Below are 22,927 nucleotides of genomic sequence, written 5' to 3'. Positions count from 1 at the left end.
GCCAAGCCGTATCTGAAGCGCTGAAAAAAACCATGCAAGAGCGTATTGTCATTTTAGATGGCGCCATGGGTACCATGATCCAAAAACACAAGTTTGAGGAAGAAGATTACCGTGGTGAGCGCTTTAAAGATTGGCATGTATTGATCAAAGGCAACAATGATTTATTGAGCCTCACGCAGCCTGATGTGATTAAGCAAATTCACCGTGAATACTTAGAAGCCGGTGCTGATATTATCGAAACTAATACGTTTAACTCGACCACCATTTCGATGGAAGACTATGACATGGCAAGTTTAAGCCGTGAAATTAATTTCGAGTCAGCAAAATTAGCCCGCCAAGTCTGTGATGAATTTACCGCTAAAAATCCAAGTAAACCGCGTTATGTTGGCGGGGTACTTGGTCCGACATCAAAACATGTTCTATTTCTCCTGATGTAAATGATCCGGGTTATCGTAATGTGACCTTTGATGCGCTGGTGGAAGCATATATTGAATCAACCCTTGCCTTAATCGAAGGCGGCGCACACCTTATCTTGATTGAAACGATTTTTGATACGCTCAATGCTAAAGCGGCTGCCTATGGTGTAGAAGAGGCATTTGATCAAGCAGGAGTCAGGTTGCCTGTAATGATTTCAGGCACTATTACTGATGCGTCTGGTCGTACTTTATCAGGGCAAACCACAGAAGCATTTTATAACTCTATTCGCCATATCAAGCCGATTTCGATTGGTTTAAATTGCGCGTTGGGGCCCGATCTACTGCGCCCTTATGTTGAAGAGCTATCACGCGTATGTGAAACCTTTACATCAGTGCACCCTAATGCGGGCTTACCGAATGAGTTCGGTGAGTATGATTTAGAAGCCGATGACATGAGTAAAGAGATTGTTGACTGGGGTAAAGAAGGCTTTATCAATATTGTTGGCGGGTGCTGTGGTACGACGCCTGAACACATTAAAGCCTTCGCGGATGGTTTGACTACTGTGTCACCGCGTAAGCTCCCTGAGCTTGAAGTACGCATGCGTTTATCAGGCCTTGAAGCCTGTAATCTGAATTAGGAAGTATCATTATGACGCAATCTACAGCTGTATTTACTAACGTTGGGGAAAGAACCAATGTCACAGGATCAGCGCGATTCAAACGCCTCATTTTAGAAGAAGATTACGAAACAGCGCTTGAAGTTGCCAGAGAGCAGGTTGAAGGTGGTGCACAGGTGATTGATATCAACATGGATGAAGCCATGTTGGACTCAAAAATGGCGATGGTGAAGTTTTTAAACTTGATTGCCTCTGAGCCTGAAATCTCAAAAGTACCTATTATGGTTGACTCCTCGAAGTGGGATGTCATAGTCGCTGGCCTGAAGTGTATTCAGGGTAAGGCCATTGTCAATTCTATCTCGTTGAAAGAGGGCAGAGAGCCTTTTGTACGACAGGCCAAGGTATTAAAGCGCTTTGGTGCAGCGGTTGTTGTGATGGCGTTTGACGAAGTCGGTCAGGCTGAAACGGCAGATCGTAAATTTGAAATTTGCCAGCGCTCGTACAAAATTCTTGTGGATGAGCTTGGCTTCCCGCCAGAAGATATTATCTTTGACCCGAATATCTTTGCCGTTGCCACCGGCATTGAAGAACATGATAACTATGCCGTTGAATTCATTGAGGGGACTCGCCGCATAAAGCAAAACCTACCGCACTGTAAGGTATCAGGCGGTGTGTCGAATGTGTCGTTCTCGTTTAGAGGCAACAACCCAGTTCGTGAAGCTATCCACTCAGTCTTTTTATACCATGCCATTAAAGCTGGTATGGATATGGGGATAGTCAACGCCAGTCAATTGGCGGTGTATGACGATATCCCACTTGAATTGAGAAATGCTGTTGAGGATGTGATCCTCAATACTGATCCAGGTGCGGGTGAGCGCTTAGTGGATATTGCCCCTAAATACTCAGGTATGGCGCAAGCTGAGAAAAAAGAGGATTTAGAGTGGCGAACATGGCCGGTTGCGAAAAGGCTAGAGCATGCCCTTGTAAAAGGGATCACTGAGTATATCGATGAAGATACAGAAGAGTGTCGTTTAAGCTTTGATAAACCTATCCAAGTGATTGAAGGACCACTGATGGATGGAATGAATGTGGTCGGTGACTTATTTGGTGCCGGTAAAATGTTCCTGCCTCAGGTGGTTAAATCGGCCCGTGTAATGAAGCGAGCTGTGGCCTACCTTGACCCGTTTATTGAAGCTGAAAAAGAAGAGGGCGCAAGTAACGGTAAAATCGTTATGGCCACCGTAAAAGGCGATGTTCACGATATTGGTAAGAATATTGTGGGGGTTGTACTGCAGTGTAATAACTATGAAGTGGTTGACTTAGGTGTCATGGTTCCTGCTGAAAAGATCTTGCAAACGGCCATTGATGAAAAAGCAGATGCCATTGGCTTATCTGGCCTTATTACTCCATCGCTGGATGAAATGGTACATGTGGCGAAAGAAATGACACGTCGCGGCTTTGATATTCCATTATTAATTGGTGGTGCAACCACATCTAAAGCCCATACTGCGGTGAAGATTGAGCCTCAGTATGACAAAGGCGTTATTTATGTGAACAATGCCAGCCGAGCTGTTGGGGTGGTGTCTAGCCTACTAAGTGATACTCAAAAGCCTGTATTCCTAGAGAAAACAGCTAATGAATATGTCAAAGTACGTGAGCAACAAGCGCGTAAAAAGCCGCGTTCAAAGCCGGTGACGCTCGCCCGTGCGCGTGATAATGCGACAAAATTGGATTGGGATAACTATACCCCACCAAAACCTAAAAAGCTGGGTATTACTGAGTTTAAAGATGTCAGCATTGCCACATTGCGTAAATACATAGATTGGACGCCTTATTTCATGACATGGTCTTTAGCGGGTAAATATCCGCGTATTTTAGAAGATGAGATTGTCGGTGAAGAGGCGAAAAAGTTATTTGCTGATGCCAACGCCATGCTCGATGACTTGGAGCAAACAGGCAAATTACAACCGCTTGGCGTCATTGGTTTATTCCCTGCAAACCGTGTGGATGATGATATTGAAATTTACACTGATGAGTCTCGTTCAGAAGTCATTCTGAAATCTTGTCAGCTACGTCAACAAACTGAAAAAACGGATTTTCCGAATTATTGTTTAGCAGACTATGTCGCGCCAAAAGGTATAGACGATTATTTTGGCGCATTCGCGGTGACAGGTGGGCTTGAAGAGGATGACCTAGCGGATGCGTTTGATGCGCAGCAAGATGACTACAACAAGATCATGGTTAAAGCGGTTGCAGATAGATTAGCAGAAGCCTTCGCTGAGTATTTGCACGAACAAGTGCGAAAAGAGCATTGGGGATTTGCGGCAGATGAGTCATTGACCAATGAAGAACTTATTCGCGAAAATTACCAAGGTATTCGTCCTGCACCAGGTTACCCTGCTTGTCCTGAGCACACAGAGAAGAAAAAAATCTGGGCGCTATTGGATGTAGAAAACCGGATCAATATGAAATTAACCAGCTCCTATGCCATGTGGCCGGGCGCTGCGGTTTCAGGTTGGTATTTCTCACATCCAGAGTCAAAGTACTTTGCCGTTGCCGCAATACAAAAAGATCAGGTTGAAGATTATGCTCGAAGAAGTGATATGTCTTTAGAAGAAGCTGAGCGATGGCTATCTCCCAATCTTGGTTATGAAAATTAGTAACGACTCTTTATGTGCGCTTTGTTTGTTACTTAGCGCACAGTCATGCTCTATTTCCTTGTTATCTAAAAGTGGTTTATCTCAGTAATTAAATCAATCTAGGTCGTAGCTTTGACGTTGTGAAAATTGAGGGCTTAAGCGATTTTACAAGTTTTAAACCATCTCAACTATCAGGTGAGCAACGTGAATAAGTGGCCATAGTGCGCACTCTAGCAACTCAATTCACAGCTATTCAAAACAGGCTAGGACGATTTGAATGGCTAAGCAAAAAACGCAGCATGCTTCATCTATTCAATATAAAATTTATCAGTTTTGCGCTTCTTGTACTATTTGGCAGAAAAGTTACTTTTAAACTGAAAGTTAACAATTGAAGGGTTGATGTGGTGACTTTTGGGTGATTATTATGTATCTTTCCTGTTTTCCAACCTTTTATTTAACAAATAAGTGATTTTTACTTTTTGGGAGAGGTCGGAGTAAAGTAGAGTAACCTACTCCTAAGGAATTAATGGATTAATTCACAAAGAATCAAGGAATTATCAGGAACAATAATAATGTTACACAAGCTAAGTCTCATGTCTGAAAACTCGTCCAATACCTCTCAAAGTCAAACTTTATTACCTACACACAACTCAGTTTTAGCTGGTGAGTACGCTTTACCGTCTTGTTATATAAAAAAAGTTAACAGGTATTAGGAGTGAGTATGTTGATCTATTATATAAAACTTGCAGTTTTTAGCTTAAAAAGAACGCCTCTTTTAAGCTTTTTGATGATTGCGACGATTTCAGTCGGCATAGCGGCAACTATGATTACTTATACCGTCAGTTATATGATGAATAAGGATCCGATTCCAAGTAAGAGCGACCGCTTGTTCACGGTGCATTTAAGCTCATGGAGTCAGGAACAAATGTTTCGGATGCGAGATGGTAAGGAAGACATTCCTGTGTTTGTCACATATCAGGATGCAATGAATTTATATAGACAAAAAGTTGGCGTTAATCAGACTATTATTAGTAGCCATAAAGCAATGGCACGTAGCTCTACACAACCTATATCTGAAGCTATATCTACTTATATCAGGCCTACAACGCGTGAGTTTTTTGACATGTTTGAAGCGCCGTTTTTATATGGTACCCCATGGACGTCCCTTGAGGATGAACAAGGAATACAAGTGGTGATTTTATCAAAACAGCGAAATGAAAGATTATTTGGCGGGCAAAATTCTATAGGTAAAGAAGTATTAATTAGTGGTCGTTTACATCGCGTGGTGGGGGTTTTGGATGATTGGCCATTAATACCCAGGTTCTATCTAGAGGGCCCAGAAATGTTTGCTGAAGCTCGTGATATGTTTATCCCATTTCGTGCTCAGATAAATAATGAATGGTTATCGACAAAAGATACCAGTATGTATTGCTGGGGCGGCTATGACTTAAGTGAGTTGAACTCGGTGCTTAACTCAGAGTGTGTTTGGCTGTATTTTTGGGTTGAATTAGAGTCGGCAGAACAGCGCGGCGATTACTTAAACTTTGTGAATAATTATGCGATGGAGCAACGCGAATTAGGGCGTTTTCCAAGAGAGCAAATGAACCGTGTGTTAAATGTGAATGAGTTTATTAAATACAGTAAAATCGTTGGCAGTGATAGTAAGATTGCAGTGTGGCTAGCAGGTGCATTCTTAATCGCTTGCCTATTGAATTGTATGAGTTTAATGATGACAAAGTTTCATGGTAAGGGATCTGAAGTTGGCTTGCGGCGCGCTATAGGGGCGAGTAAGCAGGATATTGCGTGGCAGTTTAGTTGTGAAGCGATGATCATCGGCTTTGTTGGTGGAGTTGTGGGGCTAGTCCTTGCCAATATTGGCTTATCAGTGACCGCGCAAGTATATAGTCATTTAAATGCTCAGTTGATGACAATGAATGTTGAGCTTGTGATGATAACGATATTAATGTCTATTACGACGAGTATCTTATTTGGTGGTTATCCAATATATAGAGCATGTCAAATCCAACCATCTAGTCAGTTAAAAAGTTTATAAAAAGGGACGAAAATGAAAGATCTTAAGCCCATTATCAAGTCTCTTTTACACTCAAAAATGACCCCGTTGCTGCTTATTTTACAAGTTGCAGTTACGTTTACAATTTTGGTCAACGCTATCTATTTGATGGTGGAAAAGCGTACAGAGCTTAATAACCCAAGTGGTTTAGCGGAAGATACGCTTTTCTCATTTCAAATGTCACTCAAGGGTGAAAATGCGCAAGAAAGGGTGGCCAGTCTGTATAGGGATTTAGAGTCAATCAGAGCACTTGATAGTGTTGCAGAGGTAACGACCGTGAGTTCAATTCCGCTTTCCCATCGAGGTGGTGGATTTGAAATTAGATTAGATCCAAATGAAGCAGGCTATATAACGAAAGCTGCTTTTTTTACCGGAGGCCATCAAATACTCGACACAATGGGGCTAAATTTGATTGCCGGAGAGGGATTTTCGCTGGTCGATGAAGAAGTTGTGAGTGTTTTTACTGCAGATAGTGCTGTAGACATTGTCATTACGAAAGCGCTTGCTCAAGAACTGTATCCCGAAGATTGGCACAAAGCGCTTGGGAAAACGGTATATCTAGATCAATCACCGCAAAATGTTCGCGGGATCGTAGAACACTTGGTTGGCCCTTGGAACTTTTGGCCGCAGAAAAATAATAATGTGATCTATCCAACCATTTTCGTGATGAGTGATATGAACGTGCTGGTCAGAGCGCATAAAGGACAGCTTGAGAACAGTATGAGGGAGGTAGTGGAGTTGTTGATGCAGGACCCATTGCGTTACATAGATGAGTTAAAATCGATGAATGAGTTGAAGGAAACCGCCTACCAAGCACAAAATGCCGCCTATGCGACGTTGCAAGCAGTCATAATAGGCTTGTCACTCATCACTATGTTGGCGGTTTTTGGTCAAGCACGATTCGCGGTTTTAAAGCGTCGAAAACAAATAGGTACCAGACGTGCGCTTGGTGCGAGCAGAGCTGAGATCATTCGCTATTATACAATTGAAAATATGGTGATAACTGCGTGTGGTATTGCGATTGGTATGGTGCTGACAATCTTGGCTAATAATTTAATTGTTGAACATTTGGAGTTATCTCCAGTTCCTATGCAGTATCTAATATATGGTGGGTTTATTATTTTTATTGCTGGCTTCGTTGCGGTAATTCAGCCTGCAGTAAAAGCAGCAAACGTCTCCCCTGCAGAAGCAACACGAACAGTGTAACTCTCACTGAGAAGCTTGCGATATGTGAGCTTCTCCCTCTTAACTTTTTCTCTTTGATGATGAAATATTAGTAGATATATTCTCTGCTTATCGTGGTGTGTCACTGAGTTTTATTGGTGAAATTAATATTAATTTTGTGTTTATTTTATCTATTTTGCTTTACAATAATTTCAGTTTGTTTTTTGGGTACTATCTGACCCAATTGAACAGAGAAGTTAAATAAAAACTATAAAAATCAGCTGGCTATATTGCCTTCTTGTGCTTCGGTATCAGGAGTAATAGCCCAGTAGTGCAAAATAATTAATACATAGAGTTAAAGGAAATGCCATGTTAAAAATGCGGGGAGTTGCTAAGTCTTTCATCACTGACACGATCAAAACTCAGGCGTTACAGCCATTTGATCTTGAAATTAAGCAAGGAGAGTTTGTTGCTGTCGTTGGGCCTTCAGGGTCCGGGAAAACGACATTTTTAAATATTGCGGGTTTGCTAGAGGAGCACTCTGAGGGGCAATACTTTTTAGATGAAAAAGAGACCACAGGATTATCGGATAAACAAAAATCATCGCTAAGAAATCAAAAAATAGGGTTTATCTTTCAGAGTTTTAATCTTATCCCAGAGCTTAATCTGTTTGATAATGTTGAAATGCCACTTAGGTATAGAGATTTTAACGCGAAAGAACGCTCAGAAAGAGTGTTAAATGCGTTAGAGCAAGTTGGTCTTGCCGGGCGCAAATCCCATTACCCTCAACAGTTGTCGGGCGGCCAACAGCAGCGTGTTGCGATTGCAAGAGCCTTGGCTGGCAGCCCTTCATTTCTACTTGCCGATGAACCGACCGGAAATCTTGATTCTAAAATGGCAGACGGCATTATGTCTCTGCTCAAAGATATTAATAAGCAAGGCACCAGTATTTTAATGGTGACCCATGATATGGAGCAGGCGCAGCAAGCGGGTCGAATTGTAGAGATACGAGATGGCCACCTGAGCGAGCAAAAAGTTGCAATGACAGCATAGGGATAGGCTAATGGGTAATTATTACTTTAAGTTAGCTTGGCTCAGTTTGAAAAAAACGCCTCTGTTGAGCTTATTGATGGTAGGTACAATTGCCATCGGGATAGCTGCCGCCATGATCACTATCACGGTAGGATATATGATGGGTAAAAATCCTTTACCCCACAAAAGTGAACGTGTCGCTATGGTACATTTAAATGCTTGGGATCCCGCAGAGCCAATCAGTCACAGAAGAAATGGTGATCCAGACATTCCTAGTATGCTGACTTACCGAGACACTATGGCGCTTATCGCTGCTGACAGAGCCGATAAACACGTTCCTTTTACAAACTTTGCAGCTACGATAAGAGTGGAAGATGCGGATGTAAGAACAGCACAGTTGCATGAAGTTCGTTCTACGAGTCGTCATTTCTTTAGTGTTTTTGGTGCGCCTTTCATTCATGGGGGGACTTGGAGTGAAGAGGCTGATACACAAGGTCAGTCTGTCATCGTATTATCAAAAAGAGAAAACGATCGCTTGTTTCAGGGGGCTGACTCTACAGGTGAACATGTTATTGTCGGATCACATTTGTATCGTGTAGTGGGTGTCATAGACGACTGGCAGCCGACCCCGAAGTTTTATGTCAACGAATTCGATATGTATAAACCGACCTCACCCTATTTTGTCCCTTTTGAATCACAAATGAGAAATAACCTCTTTTCGCCAACATCTATGCCTTGGAATTGTTGGGGAGATGGCCCAACTTCGACTTTACAAGAAGTCATGCTATCTGAATGTGTCTGGATAAAGTTTTGGCTAGAGTTTGAGACTGAGGAAAAAAAGCATGATTATTTCGAGTTTATGGAGGACTACACTGAAGAGCAAAGAAAAGTGGGACGCTTTAATCGGCCTGAGCCTAACCGACTCATGTCTGTGACAGAGTTTTTAGAAGAGGAAGGCGCTGTTAGTGAAGAAAATAAAATCGGAATAGGCTTTGCGCTGGCATTTTTATTTGCCTGCTTGTGTAATGTAATGAGCTTAATGATGACCAAGTTTCACGGTAAAGGAGGCGAAGTTGGCTTGCGCCGCGCTGTCGGTGCCACAAAGCAAAACATTGCAGTACAATTTGGCTTTGAATCAGCTTTGCTAGGCTTCTTCGGTGGTGTGATAGGCTTGATACTCGCGCAGCTAGGGCTTTCAGCCTTAACAGAAATGTACCCAGAGTATCATGTGAATGTGATGACGATGGATTTGACCTTGATGGTGAGTACTATTTTGCTTGCAGTTGGGACGTCTTTACTATTTGGACTTTGGCCGATTTATCGTGCAGTTCGAGTTCAATTATCCAGTCAACTTAAAAGTTTATAGGAGCGTAAGATGAAGGATCTCGCACCCATACTTAAAACGTTATGGAAGAATAAAACCGGCCCACTGCTATTGATCATGCAAATTGCTGTGGCTTTCACTATTTTGATAAATATCTCTTTTATGGCGGCATCTAAATTACATGAGCTGAAAGTGCCAAGCGGTCTTGACGAAGAAGTCTTGTTTTCCCTACGAACAAACTTTCCAGTTGCCCCTGATGAAAATGCAGCGCGGATACAACAAGATTTATTGGCAATTCAAAGTTTAGATAGTGTTGATAATGCGACTGCCGTGAATTCAATCCCACTGACTAGCTGGGGACTATTTGACTCGATAAATGCGACGATAGACCCAGACAGTTATATCGCTCAGGCGGGTACTTATACTGGTTCAAAAGAGTTTATCGATACGCTTGGTCTAGAGATCGTTGCTGGTCGAGGGTTTGAAGATAGCGAAGTACAAATTGCGCAGCTTGACTACCACGAACGTCCAAATTCAATCCTAGTGACACAAGGCTTGGCCAAGTGGATTTCACGAGAGGATTGGGCTGGGGCAGCAGGTATGACAGTGTATATTAATGCACAACCTTATCAGGTTGTCGGTGTAATCAAGGAGCTGGTTGCTGTATGGCCTGATTGGACTGGGAATGAGCGTAGCATCGTATTGCCAACTTATCATTATGCTAATGAAGGTAAGCTTATGATTAAAGCAAAACCAGGCGAGCTTGAACAAGCTATGGAGGATGTCAAAGATTTACTAATGCAACAGCCGGGTCGATTTGTCGCTGATCTAGAAAAGTTCAAAGACACACGTGAAAAAGGCTATAAAGGCATGGAGTCATCACTCATTATTCTTATGAGCGTGACGGTGGGGCTGATAATGTTAACCATGCTGGGTGTGTTTGGACAAGCACGTTTTACTTTGATGAAACGCCGTCGTCAAATAGGCACAAGAAGAGCATTAGGTGCAAGTAAATCTCATATTATGAGGTATTACATCATTGAAAGTACTTTGGTTGCTGGCACTGGTGTAATTGTAGGCAGTCTTATGGCTGTGTTATTAAATGTCAAACTGATGGAAATTTTCCGAGTGGACTCAGTACCATTTGAGTATTTTCTTTATGGAGGCTTAAGTGTCTTGGCAGCTAGCCTAGTCGCGGTGATCCCTACGGCGTATAGCGCAGCGAATATTTCCCCAGCGACTGCGACGCGTTCGGTCTAATTCTCCTCACACTCTATCAAAGTAATTCGTTTTCTTTGATAGAGTGGCTTATCAATAATCTATTTCAATATTTATTAAACGAGACGAATGAATGAGTTTGGTTTTTATGTGCTTGTTATTGAGTCTAATTTTATAAAGTAGTAAAAAAAGCTTATTTTTGTGTTTGCTTTAAGTTAACATTTAGCCGTTGGTTTTAGTATACTCTTAGAAGAGTTGGTAAGAAATTGCGGGGTAAACATGAAGTGGCTGATCTGGGGGATACTCAGTTTATATACGTGTCATCTCTATGCTCATAATCAATTGGTTGTTGATATCATGAGCAGTGAAAACTTCAGTCAGCGTTATAATGAGTTTCTTAATGGCCGCTCCCCCCTAGACGTCAAATCATTTTATCCCACGACAAAAGGTTCCCATATTGAAATTATTGAAATGGTCTTGCTCCAGCAAGCGCTGTTTTTGGGAGGAGAAACCCGTGAGGTCGTTTTTAATCCTAAACCGTCGGTAAATATCATTGAGTTTTCGGATATGATTTCGGGAGATAGCCTAATTTTGGCGCGCAGTGTTTGGCATGAAGATATTATTAATTATAGAGGGTCGCTCTATGTGAGTGACGCACTGGTTAAATTTGGCCAGTACGAGGCCGGTTTGTATGTGACCAGGCGCAATGTTGCTTTGCAAAACTTGCCACAAGAGCAGCTAGAACAATTGACAGTGGTTGCTAATCCAAGATGGCGGGTTGATTGGCGTGCTTTAAATAACACAGATATCAATATTGTTAGCTTTATAGGGCCTTGGGAGACTATGCTGAATATGGTTGAAACGGAGGTCGTCGATGCCATGCTTATAAACTTTAGTGTTAGCCAAGATCTGCTGCTCAACTTTGATGGCCGAGAGTATGTGCCTATTCAAAATATTAAAATGATGCTGCCTGATTCTCGTCATTTTATTGTAAGCAAGAATCATCCGCAGGGCGAAATGATTTTTGCTGCGCTCAATCGCGGCTTAAAAATATTACGTGCTCAAGGCGTCTTGGATAAAGCGCTGCAACAGTCTGGGTTTATTAATCACCTAGTTGAGGACTGGCAATATGTGAATCAGCAAATGCTGTACCCAAGTCAGGCTGCACGATGAAACAAAGTCTCTATTTTTTACTGGGGTACTGTGTGTTGAGCTTTGGGGCTTGGGCCAATATAAGTCTTGAGTCAAACTCCTCACAGCGTGAAGACTTGTCAAAAATGCTGATGCATTTAACAGATAGCCTCAAAGAGGATTATGATCTTAATTTATTACCGCAAGTGCGAGTGCTCAGAGAGCAGTCAAAGCAACTGGGGGCAAAAGACTTACAAGCGCGGTCTTTATTGTTAGAAGGGTTAATCCGCCAACACTTCGGAGATTATAAGCACAGTTTGGTCTTGCATAATGATGCTCTGAATATTGCTAAACCTCTAAACTTACCCACTTTAGAAGTACAAATTTACCTAGCGATGGCACAGCTTGAAATGGATTTGGAACGATTCCGCTATGCTCAGCAGCTGCTTGACCAAGCTTATTTTTTAATAACAAAACAGGTTGCAGCCGATAAAGCCCATGCGTTAATGGGTGAGTATGTGCTTTGGCAGGGGTCTTTATATTTACTCAAAGGCAGCTATCGCCAAGCGCTGATGACCCTGAATGATGCCACATTAAACGAATATACATTGCTAACTAGCAAACTCGCGTTAGCACGAGCTTGGGCACATTTGAGTATTGGAGAGTATCAAAAGGCCCGTCAACTTATCAATTCTGACTTAGTAAAGCAGCCGGTACTTAAACGTAACTTGCATTTACGGGTCCGTTATAAATTGATGGGGGCTACGGCAGCTTTGCAAGCAGGAGATTTTGCGCTGGCCATTGATACAGCGAAACAGGCATTGAATGACACCTTTGGTACTCGTTTTTTAACTGAGCAATCCTTGTTGCAAAATATTTTAGCTGGGGCGTATGCACAACTCGGTGATTTTGAGCAAGCACATTTGTATTTAAAGCGTTTTGCATTGTCTCAGCAAGCGCTTAATTTGCAAAAGCGTAACAATAAGCTTTTGCAGTTAGAGGCTCAGTATTCACTCGCAGCACAAAAGCAGCAGCTGAGCGTATTGGAAAAAGACAATGCCCTTCAAGCGCAACAACTTATTCAGCACCAGCAGCAGATTGATAATGCACATCTTGCGCAGCAGCGAGGCGTGCTTGGTCTGTTGTTAATTGCATTGGTGGTTGGTTTTGGATATTGGCGCTGGCAAAACAAGCGTTATCTCATCACACTGAAGCAACAGGTTGCAGAGCGCACAGAAGAGCTTGCAGAGCGAAATAAGCGTCTGCAAGCTTTGAGTTTTACTGATAGCTTAACAGGGTTAAATAACCGTCATTACTTTTTTAGTGTGATTGATGCTCAAATTAAGCCCGACGTGTCTATGAACAGCGACAAACAAGAAATGATATTTTGCTTGCTGGATATCGATCACTTTAAAAGAGTAAACGACACCTATGGCCACGCAGCAGGGGATATTGTGCTGCAAACGGTTGCCGATATTTTAAAGCAGTGCACCCGAGAAAGTGATTTGGTGATCCGCTGGGGCGGAGAAGAGTTTCTAATCGTGATGCCGAATATGACGCACAATGAGGCCATAGAGGCAGTAGAGCGAGTTCGCAGACAAGTGGAGTGTTTTCCATTTGTGGTTAATGAGCAGCCTATTCAAGTCACTTGCTCTATCGGGTTTGCGCCGTACCCACTGACGAATGGTGTGAATAATGCTTTGAGTTGGGAGCAAGTTATTGAACTTGCTGATAATGGCTTATATATGGCGAAAAAAGAACATCGTAATGCTTGGGTCGGGTTACAAAGCCTTAATCAGCCGTTAAACTCGTCTATTAAACAGTTAAATGAAGACTATCGAAGCTTGATTAATAGTGGCCAAGTGATCGCGTCAACCAGCTATTAAGCGTAAAAATTGGCATAACAATACCAGTAGCATGGTAAACTAGTTGCATCTATACACTGTTAAAACTTGAGTCCGCTGTGCTCCCAATTGAAGCTGTTTTTTCCGAGTTAGTCGACCACCTCAATGCCCATGAAACCGTGTTATTACAAGCTCCACCTGGTGCTGGTAAATCCACTTGGTTACCTCTTAATCTAATGAAGTCAGGTCAATATCAACGTATTGTGATGTTGGAACCTCGGCGTCTAGCTGCGCGCAATATTGCCCAATATTTAGCCAGCCAGCTGAATGAGACGTTAGGTCATCAAGTCGGTTTGAGAATACGCCAAGAAGTCAAAATATCTGAACAAACTCGGTTGGAAATTGTCACTGAGGGAATGCTGACGCGAATGATACAGCAAGACCCTGAGCTAACGGGCATTGATTTGCTGATTTTTGATGAGTTTCACGAACGCTCATTGGCGGCTGATACAGCTTTGGCATTTGCGCTAGAAACGCAAGCAGCGCTCAGAGATGATTTGAAGATTTTAGTCATGTCAGCAACGCTTGATAGTGAACGTTATCAAACATTTTTACAATGCCCGCTGATCTGCTCTGAAGGGCGCAGTTTCCCAATCGAGCAAAAATATATTCCAGTCAAAGACGAAAGCCAGTGGTTGATGCAAATCGCCCCGGTGATACGCCAAGCTTTGAAAGAAGAAAATGGCAGTATTTTGGTGTTTTTACCCGGTCAAAAAGAGATACGTCACGTGGCTAATGCATTGCAAGGCGTGTTAGATAGCGAGCCTAAAGTGCATATAGCGACCCTATTCGGTGAGCAAGATAAAAGCGCACAACAAGCAGCCATTGCGCCAGCACCTGACGGTGAGCGTAAAATCGTGCTGACAACGAATGTGGCTGAGACATCACTAACGATTGAAGGGATCCGAGTTGTCGTCGACTCTGGAAAGCGCCGCGCAGCCGTATTCAATTTAAAAACGGGCGTGACTGAACTAAAAACCGTCTCCATTTCGCGAGCATCCGCAGTGCAGCGAGCGGGTCGTGCAGGACGAATAGAGTCAGGCGTGGTGTATCGTTTAGGTAGCCAAGCACTGTTTGAGCGGCGCGATGCACATGATAAACCGGATATTTTGAGTTCAGATATTAGTGGACTGATTTTAGAGTCCAAAGTATGGGGAACTCAGATATCTGATTTACCATTATTGGATATGCCAACGGATGCTCAGCGCAAGCAAGCTGAGCAATTGCTGATAGATTTGGAGGCCATTGACAATCAAGGGAAGCTAATGACCCTTGGTAAGCGCATGCAGCAAATGGGCAGTGAGCCAAGGTTTGCGCATATGCTGCTCAAAGTACAAGCGCTTGAAACACAACTACCCGGCATCACTTTATTGGCCTGTTATTTTATGGCGCTACAAGATAGCCGAGTGAAATGTGTGCCGGAGCTCAGCCTTGCGCTCAATCAATTGCACCACAATGCGCCTCAAACATTTACTAAGCAGTTGAAATACTGGTGTAAGCGTGCCGATATATCGTATAAGACCAATGAGCTCGCACTTGAGCATTTGGCCATTGTTGTGGCGCTCGCTTACCCTGATAGGTTGGCAAAGCGACGTGGAAATGGGTTTGTTTTAGCAAATGGTGCGGGTGTAAACGCCCACAATGAGTTTTGGCAAGATTGTGACTATTTGGCCATTGCAGAGCTGGGCGGTCAACAAGGTCAAACCATTTTTAGTGCAACTGAGTTCCAACCGACTTTACTTGAAGCGGTTTTACCTTACTTATTTAAGCAAAAAACGGTTTGTGAGTTTGATCAAAAGCAGACCCAGTTTTTACATCAAGACAGAGTGTACTTAGGGCAATGGGTGCTCAGTGCTAAGCCGAGCTCATCACCGTTAAATGAAGCTGAAAGAACACAGGCATGGGTGTCAATTATTAAAGAAAAGGGCTTAAGCATCTTCTCTGCTTATGGCGACGTTGAGCAGTTGCTGATACGCATGCAATTGGCTGCACAGCATTGTCCAGATACATTTCCAACCAGCACTGAGTCAGACTTAATTGCAGATTTATCACAGTGGTTAGCGCCATTTTTGAGTGAGGTTAAACAGTATAATCAGCTTAAAAAACTCGATTTGAAAAATGCCTTGCTTACTCGCCTAGATTGGCAAAAGCAGCAACAATTAAATACGTTGTTACCAGAGAGAATTAAGGTGCCTAGTGGTTCTCAAATCCGAGTTGAATATCAATTAGAGGGGGCCGCGCGCTTGGCAGTTAAAATACAAGAAGTCTACGGGATGTTGCAAAGCCCAACACTTTGCGAGGGGAAAGTGAGCGTCTTGATGGCGCTGTTATCACCTGCACAAAGGCCGTTGCAATTGACGCAAGATCTCGCACACTTTTGGCAATCAAGCTACAAAGACGTACAAAAGGAAATGAAGGGCAGGTACCCCAAGCATTTTTGGCCCGATGACCCCGCGACAGCGACTGCCACGAATAAAGTTAAAAGCCGTATGTAAAAGCGCATTCCCCCGTTTGTTAATCTGCGGGGGAATTTTTTTAGAAAAAACGAAAAAACACCTTTACCTAAACTTAACTTGAGGTTTTAGTCTGGCCGTAAAAGATAAATAATAAACAACAGGATATTCAGATGGAACTCACTCAATTCTCTTCGCAAATAGGTCGATTCACGCCGCTCGTATGGGTTATGTTACTTGGCAATTTTTTTGTGAGAGCCAGCTACTATATGGTTTGGCCTTTTCTCGCGGTAATTCTTTACAGCAAATATGGTTTAAGTGCCACAGAGGTCGGTGTACTGCTCACAGGATCTGCGGTGTTTGCGGTATTACTTGGTTTTTATACGGGTAATCTAGCGGATAGGTTTGGTCGGTTTGCGTTGTTATACACGGCAGCCATCGTTGGTGTGCTCGCTTTTACAGCCTTAGCATTAGCAGAGCAACTATGGGCATTTTGCCTCGCTGTTTTTTTTGCATGTATGCCCAGAACATTGTGGGATGCGCCCAGTAAAGCACTGTTAAGTGATGAACTCAGCAATGGCCAAGATAGGGAGCTTGCCTTGCATTTACTGTACTTTTTAGTGAATGTGGGCGCAGCAATTGGCCCTCTGTTTGGTCTATGGGCTGGACTCAATGGGGAGCAGTTTAGCTTTATTTACACTGCATTTGCGTACTTAGGACTGTTACTGGCATTAATTTTAAAGCAATCAGGTGCGGTGAAAAACGAGGACAGTGCGCAGCAAGCTCATGTACCAAGCTTTAAATCTTGGCTTGCTATTTTGCGTCAAGACACGCGTTTTTTATGGGTTTTATTGGCGACATTCTTGGTGTATTTGGTTTATGGGCAGGGCGATTCAAGCTTAGTTCAGTATCTGACTCGCGCTGAGGTTCCTGAACTTGCAGTACTGGTTTCAAGTTTGATTATTACCAACTCACTGGTCATTGTTATTTTCCAATTCCCTTTATTACATGTGATGCGCAATTGGAGTATTCAGTCTCGCTTATATTGTGGCGGTGGTATTTTGGTTTTATCGCAAGTGATGATGGCGATAAATCCCGTTTATGGCTTTTGGGGCTGGATTGGTGCTATCGCAGTATTGAGTTTCAGTGAAGCCATTATGTTTTCAAATATCAATATTTATATTGACCGTATGGCACCGTCCCATTTAAAAGCGAGTTATTTTGGCGCGGCAGGTTTATGTTCATTGGGCTTTGCATTTGCGCCACTTGTTGGTGGTGTACTACTTGATTGGGGCAGTGGCGCTGTGTTGTTCATTGCGATGGCAATTGCCAGTGTAAAAGCACTTTACCTTTACAAGTTAGCAGAAAGTGCAAGTGAATAGGGGGCAGGTTAAAGTGCCAAGGATTCAAGCTCCCGTGATGGGAGCTTTTTTATGTATTAGAAGTTGATGATGGTCGATACGGCTTCTTCTTCAGTGGTCTGAATCGACAGTTTAATTTGTTTGTTTTGCCAGTCGATATCAACCATACCATAGTTGCTACCCGACTTATTAATCAGATGCCTGTCGCTGGTGGTTAAGTTACTGACGTTATCACTCACAATACCCACTTGACCTGTGGGAATAGTGGCACCTGAAGGCGCACAGTTTCCCCATTCTCCAGCAATACCTTTACCATTGTCATCCACTTGGGTGTAACACCAAGGCTGGTCATGATCTTTTGTGGTACAGCCTCGGTAGGTGGTTCCGCCATAAGTGAATGGGAATTGACACGCTTGGTCATATTGGCCACTGCCTTTGGTATCCGCGTAAACAGGGAGTCTTAATGGGTTTTCAATGTGATATGGCCAATTTTGACCAAACCCTGAGGCTGTCACTTCATAGACGGTTACGGCATCGCCGTGTTCTGCGCTTTTTGGAATTGTTTTTTGTAACAACTCACCCCAATGCTGATCGCCGGAGAGGAAAATAACCGCTTTGGTCTTGCCTGAATTTATCGATTTTTGTACTAAACGCAGTAGTTTGGCGCGCTCTGTTGGCACCTCTGCCCATGATTCGTAGCTGGTTCCCGATAGACCTGTTTCATTCAGCTCAGCAATGGCTTGTTCGAATTGTTGTCCATCACCATATGCACAATATTTGTCTCGACTGAGGCCTTGATAAAGCGGTGGTAAAAACTGAATACCACTGGCGATGAGCTTTATCTCAGATGGCGTATTGAGCTGTTGCTCAAGCCATTGCCATTGTTGCTCACCTAATATGGTTGTTTTATCTCCTTCACAGGCACCATAGTTAGTAAATGTCGGTGAGCGGAAATAACGGGCATCTAATGTGATCACATGGGTGCGCTCATTTGCAGGCCCAAGCATTTTTGCTTCGTAAACACCAGCTTGACCATTTAACCTTGGATCATTTGCTGGTGCATCAAAGTGGCGAAGATATTCTTTTTGGCTGGAGACACGCTGTGGATAATGTTTACCGTCGTTATTCGCACCGTAATCATGATCGTCCCATGTTGCCATAACAGGTATTTTTGCAGCCAAGAATTTCTGATAATCAATGTTACGTTTTTTATCATCATATTTTTGCCGCATGGAATCCATATCTGTGGTATCGGCATAAATGTTGTCACCTAACCAAAGAAATAAATCTGGCTGATGTGAAATTAATTTAGCCAGTGCTTGAGGCATATCGCCTTTGGTTTTAAAGCACGAGCCCAGTGCAACTCTGTCCAGGCGTTTACTTGCTTGAGGATGGGTATGCGATAAAAGCGGTTCATTTTCAACGGGGGCGCATGCTTCCCAACTTCCTTGCTCATCGGTATAACACCATGGTTCATCGTTGTTAATGGTCGCACAGCCATAAAAGCGCTCACCTTGAAATATGGAAGGTGTTAGGCATGACTTTCCAGATACTGTTTTGAATTCTGGGATGGTTTCAGTGCGAACATTGCCCCAAGTTTGCCCATCGATAGCTTGTTTTAAATAACACCACTGGCTATTACTATTATTCTTATCTGTAGTGCCTTGATAGCGAGCAAGTTGGTAGCTAAAGTTGGATTGGCATTGCTCATAAGGTACTTCAGGGGCGGCGACGGTATGTAAACTCACACTCCCTAAAAGTATGCTTGCGCATGCTAATTTAGATTGCTTCATTGTAATTCCTAAAAAATTATTGTTCGTCCTCCCTGTTGATTTGGCCCTTAGAGATATGTAGGTGGGGTGCTTCCTGCTTGACAAAAAGCAGTGTATTTCCCAAAAGTGAAACTGCGTTGTCAGAAACATGGCAAAATTATGTCTAAGGTCTTTTTTTAGACTTGTAAAAGGTGGAGGTATGTTTGTAAGGTTATGAAAGTTTGAGTTTTATTATTTTATTTATAAACAATTTTTATTTTTTTATTTGGTCTTTGTTTGCTTGTGTTTGTCGTCAATTTTGGGTATTTTTAGCTGGTAATTGTATTTTCCGCGTACTTTTACAAAGTTGCAAAGTAAAAGGATTTTGCAAATAAAGTTAAAACTAAAAATCACAAACTCGCTTAATTGAATAGCAAGAAAGTTGACTTGCCCATTGAGGACTCAGTTCAAATTGGCAAGAGGCATTTTTGCACAATTGTGTAAGTGGTTGCGGTACGATAAGTCAAAGTTAATTTGAATTTATCGTGTTAAGAAATGAAATTTGCTAAAAAAAGCGGCGCCTTACGGTGCCGCTTTTTGTTTTTAAATACCAAAATCTTTAGGTGTGTTGTCTGTTCAGTACCTAGATTTATTGAAAATGACGCCAGTACTTTAATGAGAAATTATCAATATTTACTTCAGCTGGTGAGCTACTAAATGATCTGACTCTAACGAGTAAACGATATAGTGCTTTACTCTGGTCAAGCTGATATAGCTCGTTTATTTGGAAGCTGCCATTACCCAATATACGCTCTTCACAAAAAGACGTTCGCTCCCCGCCATGGTAATAAACATCCGTACACACTTGGATTGGTTTCCCATACTCTGCTTGGTTGGCATTGAGGTCTAATTGCGTGTGGAGCTGACTTGCAAACACCGCTTGGCCCCAAGGGATTAAATGTGAGTAACTGGCTTGTCGCCATGGTGATAGAGAGAGTGCAAGGCTCTTGTCGCCATAAAGTGGTGAGTCTTGGTTAATGGCGATTGTGACGTCATCCGGATAGCGTGTTGTGAAATCAATGTGGCCAGATTCATAATCATTCAATACCTGATACATGGCCCCATCCACTTTTGTCGATGCACTGTACATATCTATGTCATCGATCACAATGAGATCGTTGGATTCAATGTCAAAATGTACAGATGAAATGGCTGAAGTGTCATAGTCATCACTAAAATCGAGCATCAAAGGCACGCGTTTTGTTTCGTTTGCAGCGAGTTCGAGTGTGTTGTAGTTTGCGATGGTATTCGCAGCCCCTGAAAACGCTTTGGTGTAGTCTGCTCGACCAGAAAAATTGACGGCAAGTGATTCATTGCCTGGGTTATGTACAGTGATATATGTGGCTAGAAATTCAGGTGTTGAATGGACAATAAATAGGTTATTTTTTTCAAATCTCAATTTAAAACGGCCATTGTCATCTGCATTTATTTGCACCGCATTTTGGCCTGATGTTGTTGGGTGATGAATGAGCGAAGGTGTGCCACTAAAATGGTGATTCAACTGTGCCTGTGTAGCAGACTCAAAGTCACCTTGAATTGGGAAGTGGGTGATCACCGTACTGGCTTCACCTTGGTTTTCACCCAATATGGCTGAAATATTATCAAAGATGACGGGCATTTCTTCGAGTAGATGCATGCTCCATTGCACGGACACTTGTTTGATTTTTTTGTCTTTTGGCAATGTGGTTTTCGCATCAAAAGAGTGAATACTTTGTGCTTGTGGCGGAATAACATGTGCGTCAGAGCCATAGACTTGCATTTCGCTGCCATCACTAAACTCAATGGTAAATGAGGTATAGAATAAAATGTCTTGAGCAAATTGCGCACTTGCAAGTGCTGGTAACTGTACGTCAAAGCTGACTTTGAATGGCGTAGATTGTATAAATGTTTGATTAAGCTCGAACGAGCGCTCGATTTCAAAATGACTGTGCGCGTTCACCTGTAGGCTGTATTCGCCAGAGATAGGGTTGGTATTTGTCCTAGCGATCGACGTCACATCGCCATAGTTTACTTTTATATTCTCCAGAGACTGTTCAAAGTTAAGGTGGGCGACTGATTGAGCATAAGATTGACAGCTATATATACTGACCAAAGCAAGCACTAAAGGCTTAATTTTCATTTTCCTTTCCTTATTTAGTTGTAATTTCAAAGCACTTGTCGGTAGGTTGAATAAAATATTTATGGTAAGTTTTAAATTTGAAATAAAAATACTATTTTAGTATTGCTTTTTTGGTGGAGGAGCCTGTTTTTTATTTAGTTAATAGGGGTTACCTATCAGGTTCGATAATAATTTCTTCGCTGACTGGGTTATACAAACTTGGTTTATCAATTTGCTGAGCAATCAGTTTTTGTGGCAGGTATGGCGTGAGTAGAGGAGAAAAAGCACTGACTTCATGATAGTGCTCATCTAACCATTTATTTAAGATCTCAGGTTGTTGAGGCAATATCAATGGGCTGGCTTTGTCGTGAAATGGTGTGAGTTTTGGGTGAGGTGGAAGAGTGATAATTGAACAAGAAAAAGTGTATTCACCTGTCACTGGGTGTAGCCACTTTTTATATAATCCTGCGAAGCACAATGCCGCATTATGCGCTTGAAAGTCATGATAATGGATTGGTTTTCCATGTCTATATTGGGTTTCACCAAACCCTTTTGCTACCACAATGCAGCGGCGGTACCTATATGAGTGGTATGCTGCACTGCCTTTCACATTGAGCTTATCGTATCGGCTGTTAAAAGACGTGTATTTTGAAGGTTTAAATCCTGTCGCCGTTTCTGATAGCAACAACCACCAAATGGCATCGCTGAGCAGATGCTGATTATTTTCTTGATATAGGATACTTATCTTATCTGTCGCCCGTTTGAATCGTGAAAACTGTATTTTTTCTGCTGGGTTTTCAATGCCTAAATCCAATAGAACTTGGATCACAAATGGGTCGTCAGTGATATTGAGTCGGCCACACATACTCACTCCTCATCTCCACTTTACACATCAGTGATACTCACTTGAGTTTAGCGGTGAATGATAAAAAATGATCATACTTGCACTTTTAGTTATGATCTATGATACTGTATATATATACAGTAAAGTGTGTGATATGGCCAATTTAATTGATTTTTTACAGCATCAGAATCTTGTTTGGCAAGGCACCGATAACGCGCCTTTGTCTCAATGCGTGAGTGAAAAGCACAGCACAGGCTATGAGGCCTTAGATAATCACCTTGATGGTGGATTTCCTTTCCCTGGAGTAGTGGATATGCAAAGCGAAACAGGCATTGGTGAGCTGCAATTACTCCTGCCTTTTATTCGTTCGCGAACACGTTTGTGTGTGATGATAAACCCGCCAGCTAAAGTGAATGCACATGCATTGATACATCAAAATATACCCACAGAATTAATATGGGGGGTGACCACTTCCGATCCTATTGAAGCACTTTGGGCGGCTGAGCAATGTTTAAAAAGTGGCGTGTGCAGCAGTGTGCTGTTATGGCACCAAGAAGTACAGATCCATCAAGCAAAACGTTTGTTATTGAGTGCGCAAACTGGGCAAAGCATGTGTTGTCTGTTACGTCATAGCATGGTGCAAGGTGGCGCACTGCCTGTCAGTTTATCTATGCAGCTGGTGCCGAGCTCTGCAGGGTTAAATATCAAAGTAAATAAGTTAAAAGGGGGATGGGCAAAACCGAATATCACGCTCGCATGGTCATTACTTTGGCCGCAACTTGTTAGCCATTCTGAATCTGTGCATGGGCAGGTATTGCCGTTTAAGCACAGTGGTAGCAGGTAA

Annotated in this window: 14 protein-coding genes and 1 pseudogene; 12 read left to right on the top strand and 3 right to left on the bottom strand. The window is 42.5% G+C overall.

What is annotated here, in order from left to right; translation table 11 throughout:
- The first annotated feature begins 32 nt into the window (after positions 1–32).
- From AC2CZC_RS01955 to AC2CZC_RS01905, 11 genes and pseudogenes are all read left to right on the top strand, one after another.
- Positions 33–1,054, top strand: a pseudogene (locus AC2CZC_RS01955) (homocysteine S-methyltransferase family protein).
- A gap of 11 nt (positions 1,055–1,065) precedes the next feature.
- The gene (gene metH, locus AC2CZC_RS01950; protein ID WP_484583641.1) at positions 1,066–3,693 is read left to right on the top strand and encodes a methionine synthase; all 2,628 of its coding nucleotides are present in this window, start codon (positions 1,066–1,068) and stop codon (positions 3,691–3,693) included.
- Between the two features lie 700 nt (positions 3,694–4,393).
- Complete coding sequence (locus AC2CZC_RS01945) at positions 4,394–5,725, top strand: ABC transporter permease (RefSeq protein ID WP_484583640.1); 1,332 nt, start codon at positions 4,394–4,396, stop codon at positions 5,723–5,725.
- Positions 5,726–5,737: 12 nt separating this feature from the next.
- Positions 5,738–6,949 carry an ABC transporter permease gene (locus tag AC2CZC_RS01940; protein WP_484583639.1) on the top strand — a complete coding sequence of 404 codons (1,212 nt, stop codon included), beginning with the start codon at positions 5,738–5,740 and terminating at the stop codon, positions 6,947–6,949.
- Between the two features lie 327 nt (positions 6,950–7,276).
- Positions 7,277–7,960 carry an ABC transporter ATP-binding protein gene (locus AC2CZC_RS01935; RefSeq protein WP_063362047.1) on the top strand — a complete coding sequence of 228 codons (684 nt, stop codon included), beginning with the start codon at positions 7,277–7,279 and terminating at the stop codon, positions 7,958–7,960.
- A gap of 10 nt (positions 7,961–7,970) precedes the next feature.
- A complete protein-coding gene (locus AC2CZC_RS01930; protein ID WP_484583638.1) occupies positions 7,971–9,305 on the top strand; it encodes an ABC transporter permease in 1,335 nt (444 codons plus the stop codon).
- Positions 9,306–9,314: 9 nt separating this feature from the next.
- A complete protein-coding gene (locus AC2CZC_RS01925; RefSeq protein WP_484583637.1) occupies positions 9,315–10,523 on the top strand; it encodes an ABC transporter permease in 1,209 nt (402 codons plus the stop codon).
- 237 nt (positions 10,524–10,760) lie between these two features.
- Complete coding sequence (locus tag AC2CZC_RS01920) at positions 10,761–11,654, top strand: hypothetical protein (RefSeq protein WP_484583636.1); 894 nt, start codon at positions 10,761–10,763, stop codon at positions 11,652–11,654.
- Positions 11,651–13,498: a GGDEF domain-containing protein gene (locus AC2CZC_RS01915; RefSeq protein ID WP_484583635.1), complete on the top strand. Its 1,848-nt coding sequence runs from the start codon at positions 11,651–11,653 to the stop codon at positions 13,496–13,498. The genes AC2CZC_RS01920 and AC2CZC_RS01915 overlap by 4 nt, the downstream gene beginning before the upstream one ends.
- 77 nt (positions 13,499–13,575) lie before the next feature.
- A complete protein-coding gene (gene hrpB / locus AC2CZC_RS01910) occupies positions 13,576–16,011 on the top strand; it encodes an ATP-dependent helicase HrpB (RefSeq protein ID WP_484583634.1) in 2,436 nt (811 codons plus the stop codon).
- A gap of 131 nt (positions 16,012–16,142) precedes the next feature.
- Positions 16,143–17,351, top strand: a complete 1,209-nt coding sequence (locus tag AC2CZC_RS01905; RefSeq protein ID WP_484583633.1) for an MFS transporter — start codon at positions 16,143–16,145, stop codon at positions 17,349–17,351.
- Positions 17,352–17,407: 56 nt separating this feature from the next.
- Here the strand turns inward: AC2CZC_RS01905 and AC2CZC_RS01900 are convergent, their stop codons facing one another.
- The 3 genes from AC2CZC_RS01900 to AC2CZC_RS01890 form a co-directional block, all read right to left on the bottom strand.
- Positions 17,408–19,123, bottom strand: coding sequence for an alkaline phosphatase D family protein (locus AC2CZC_RS01900; RefSeq protein WP_484583632.1), 1,716 nt, complete (start codon positions 19,121–19,123; stop codon positions 17,408–17,410).
- Positions 19,124–19,730: 607 nt separating this feature from the next.
- Positions 19,731–21,260 (bottom strand): hypothetical protein, encoded by a 1,530-nt coding sequence (locus AC2CZC_RS01895; RefSeq protein WP_484583631.1) that lies wholly within the window; start codon positions 21,258–21,260, stop codon positions 19,731–19,733.
- Between the two features lie 148 nt (positions 21,261–21,408).
- Positions 21,409–22,104, bottom strand: a complete 696-nt coding sequence (locus AC2CZC_RS01890; RefSeq protein ID WP_484584828.1) for an SOS response-associated peptidase family protein — start codon at positions 22,102–22,104, stop codon at positions 21,409–21,411.
- A 133-nt stretch (positions 22,105–22,237) separates the two neighbouring features.
- Here AC2CZC_RS01890 and imuA point away from each other — a divergent pair, with 133 nt between their 5' ends.
- Positions 22,238–22,927 carry a translesion DNA synthesis-associated protein ImuA gene (imuA, locus tag AC2CZC_RS01885; RefSeq protein WP_484583630.1) on the top strand — a complete coding sequence of 230 codons (690 nt, stop codon included), beginning with the start codon at positions 22,238–22,240 and terminating at the stop codon, positions 22,925–22,927.

The sequence above is a fragment of the Pseudoalteromonas sp. MMG033 genome, assembly GCF_057197785.1.
The sequence above is the reverse complement of the archived record's forward strand: the minus strand, read 5'-3'. Positions and strand labels throughout refer to the sequence as shown.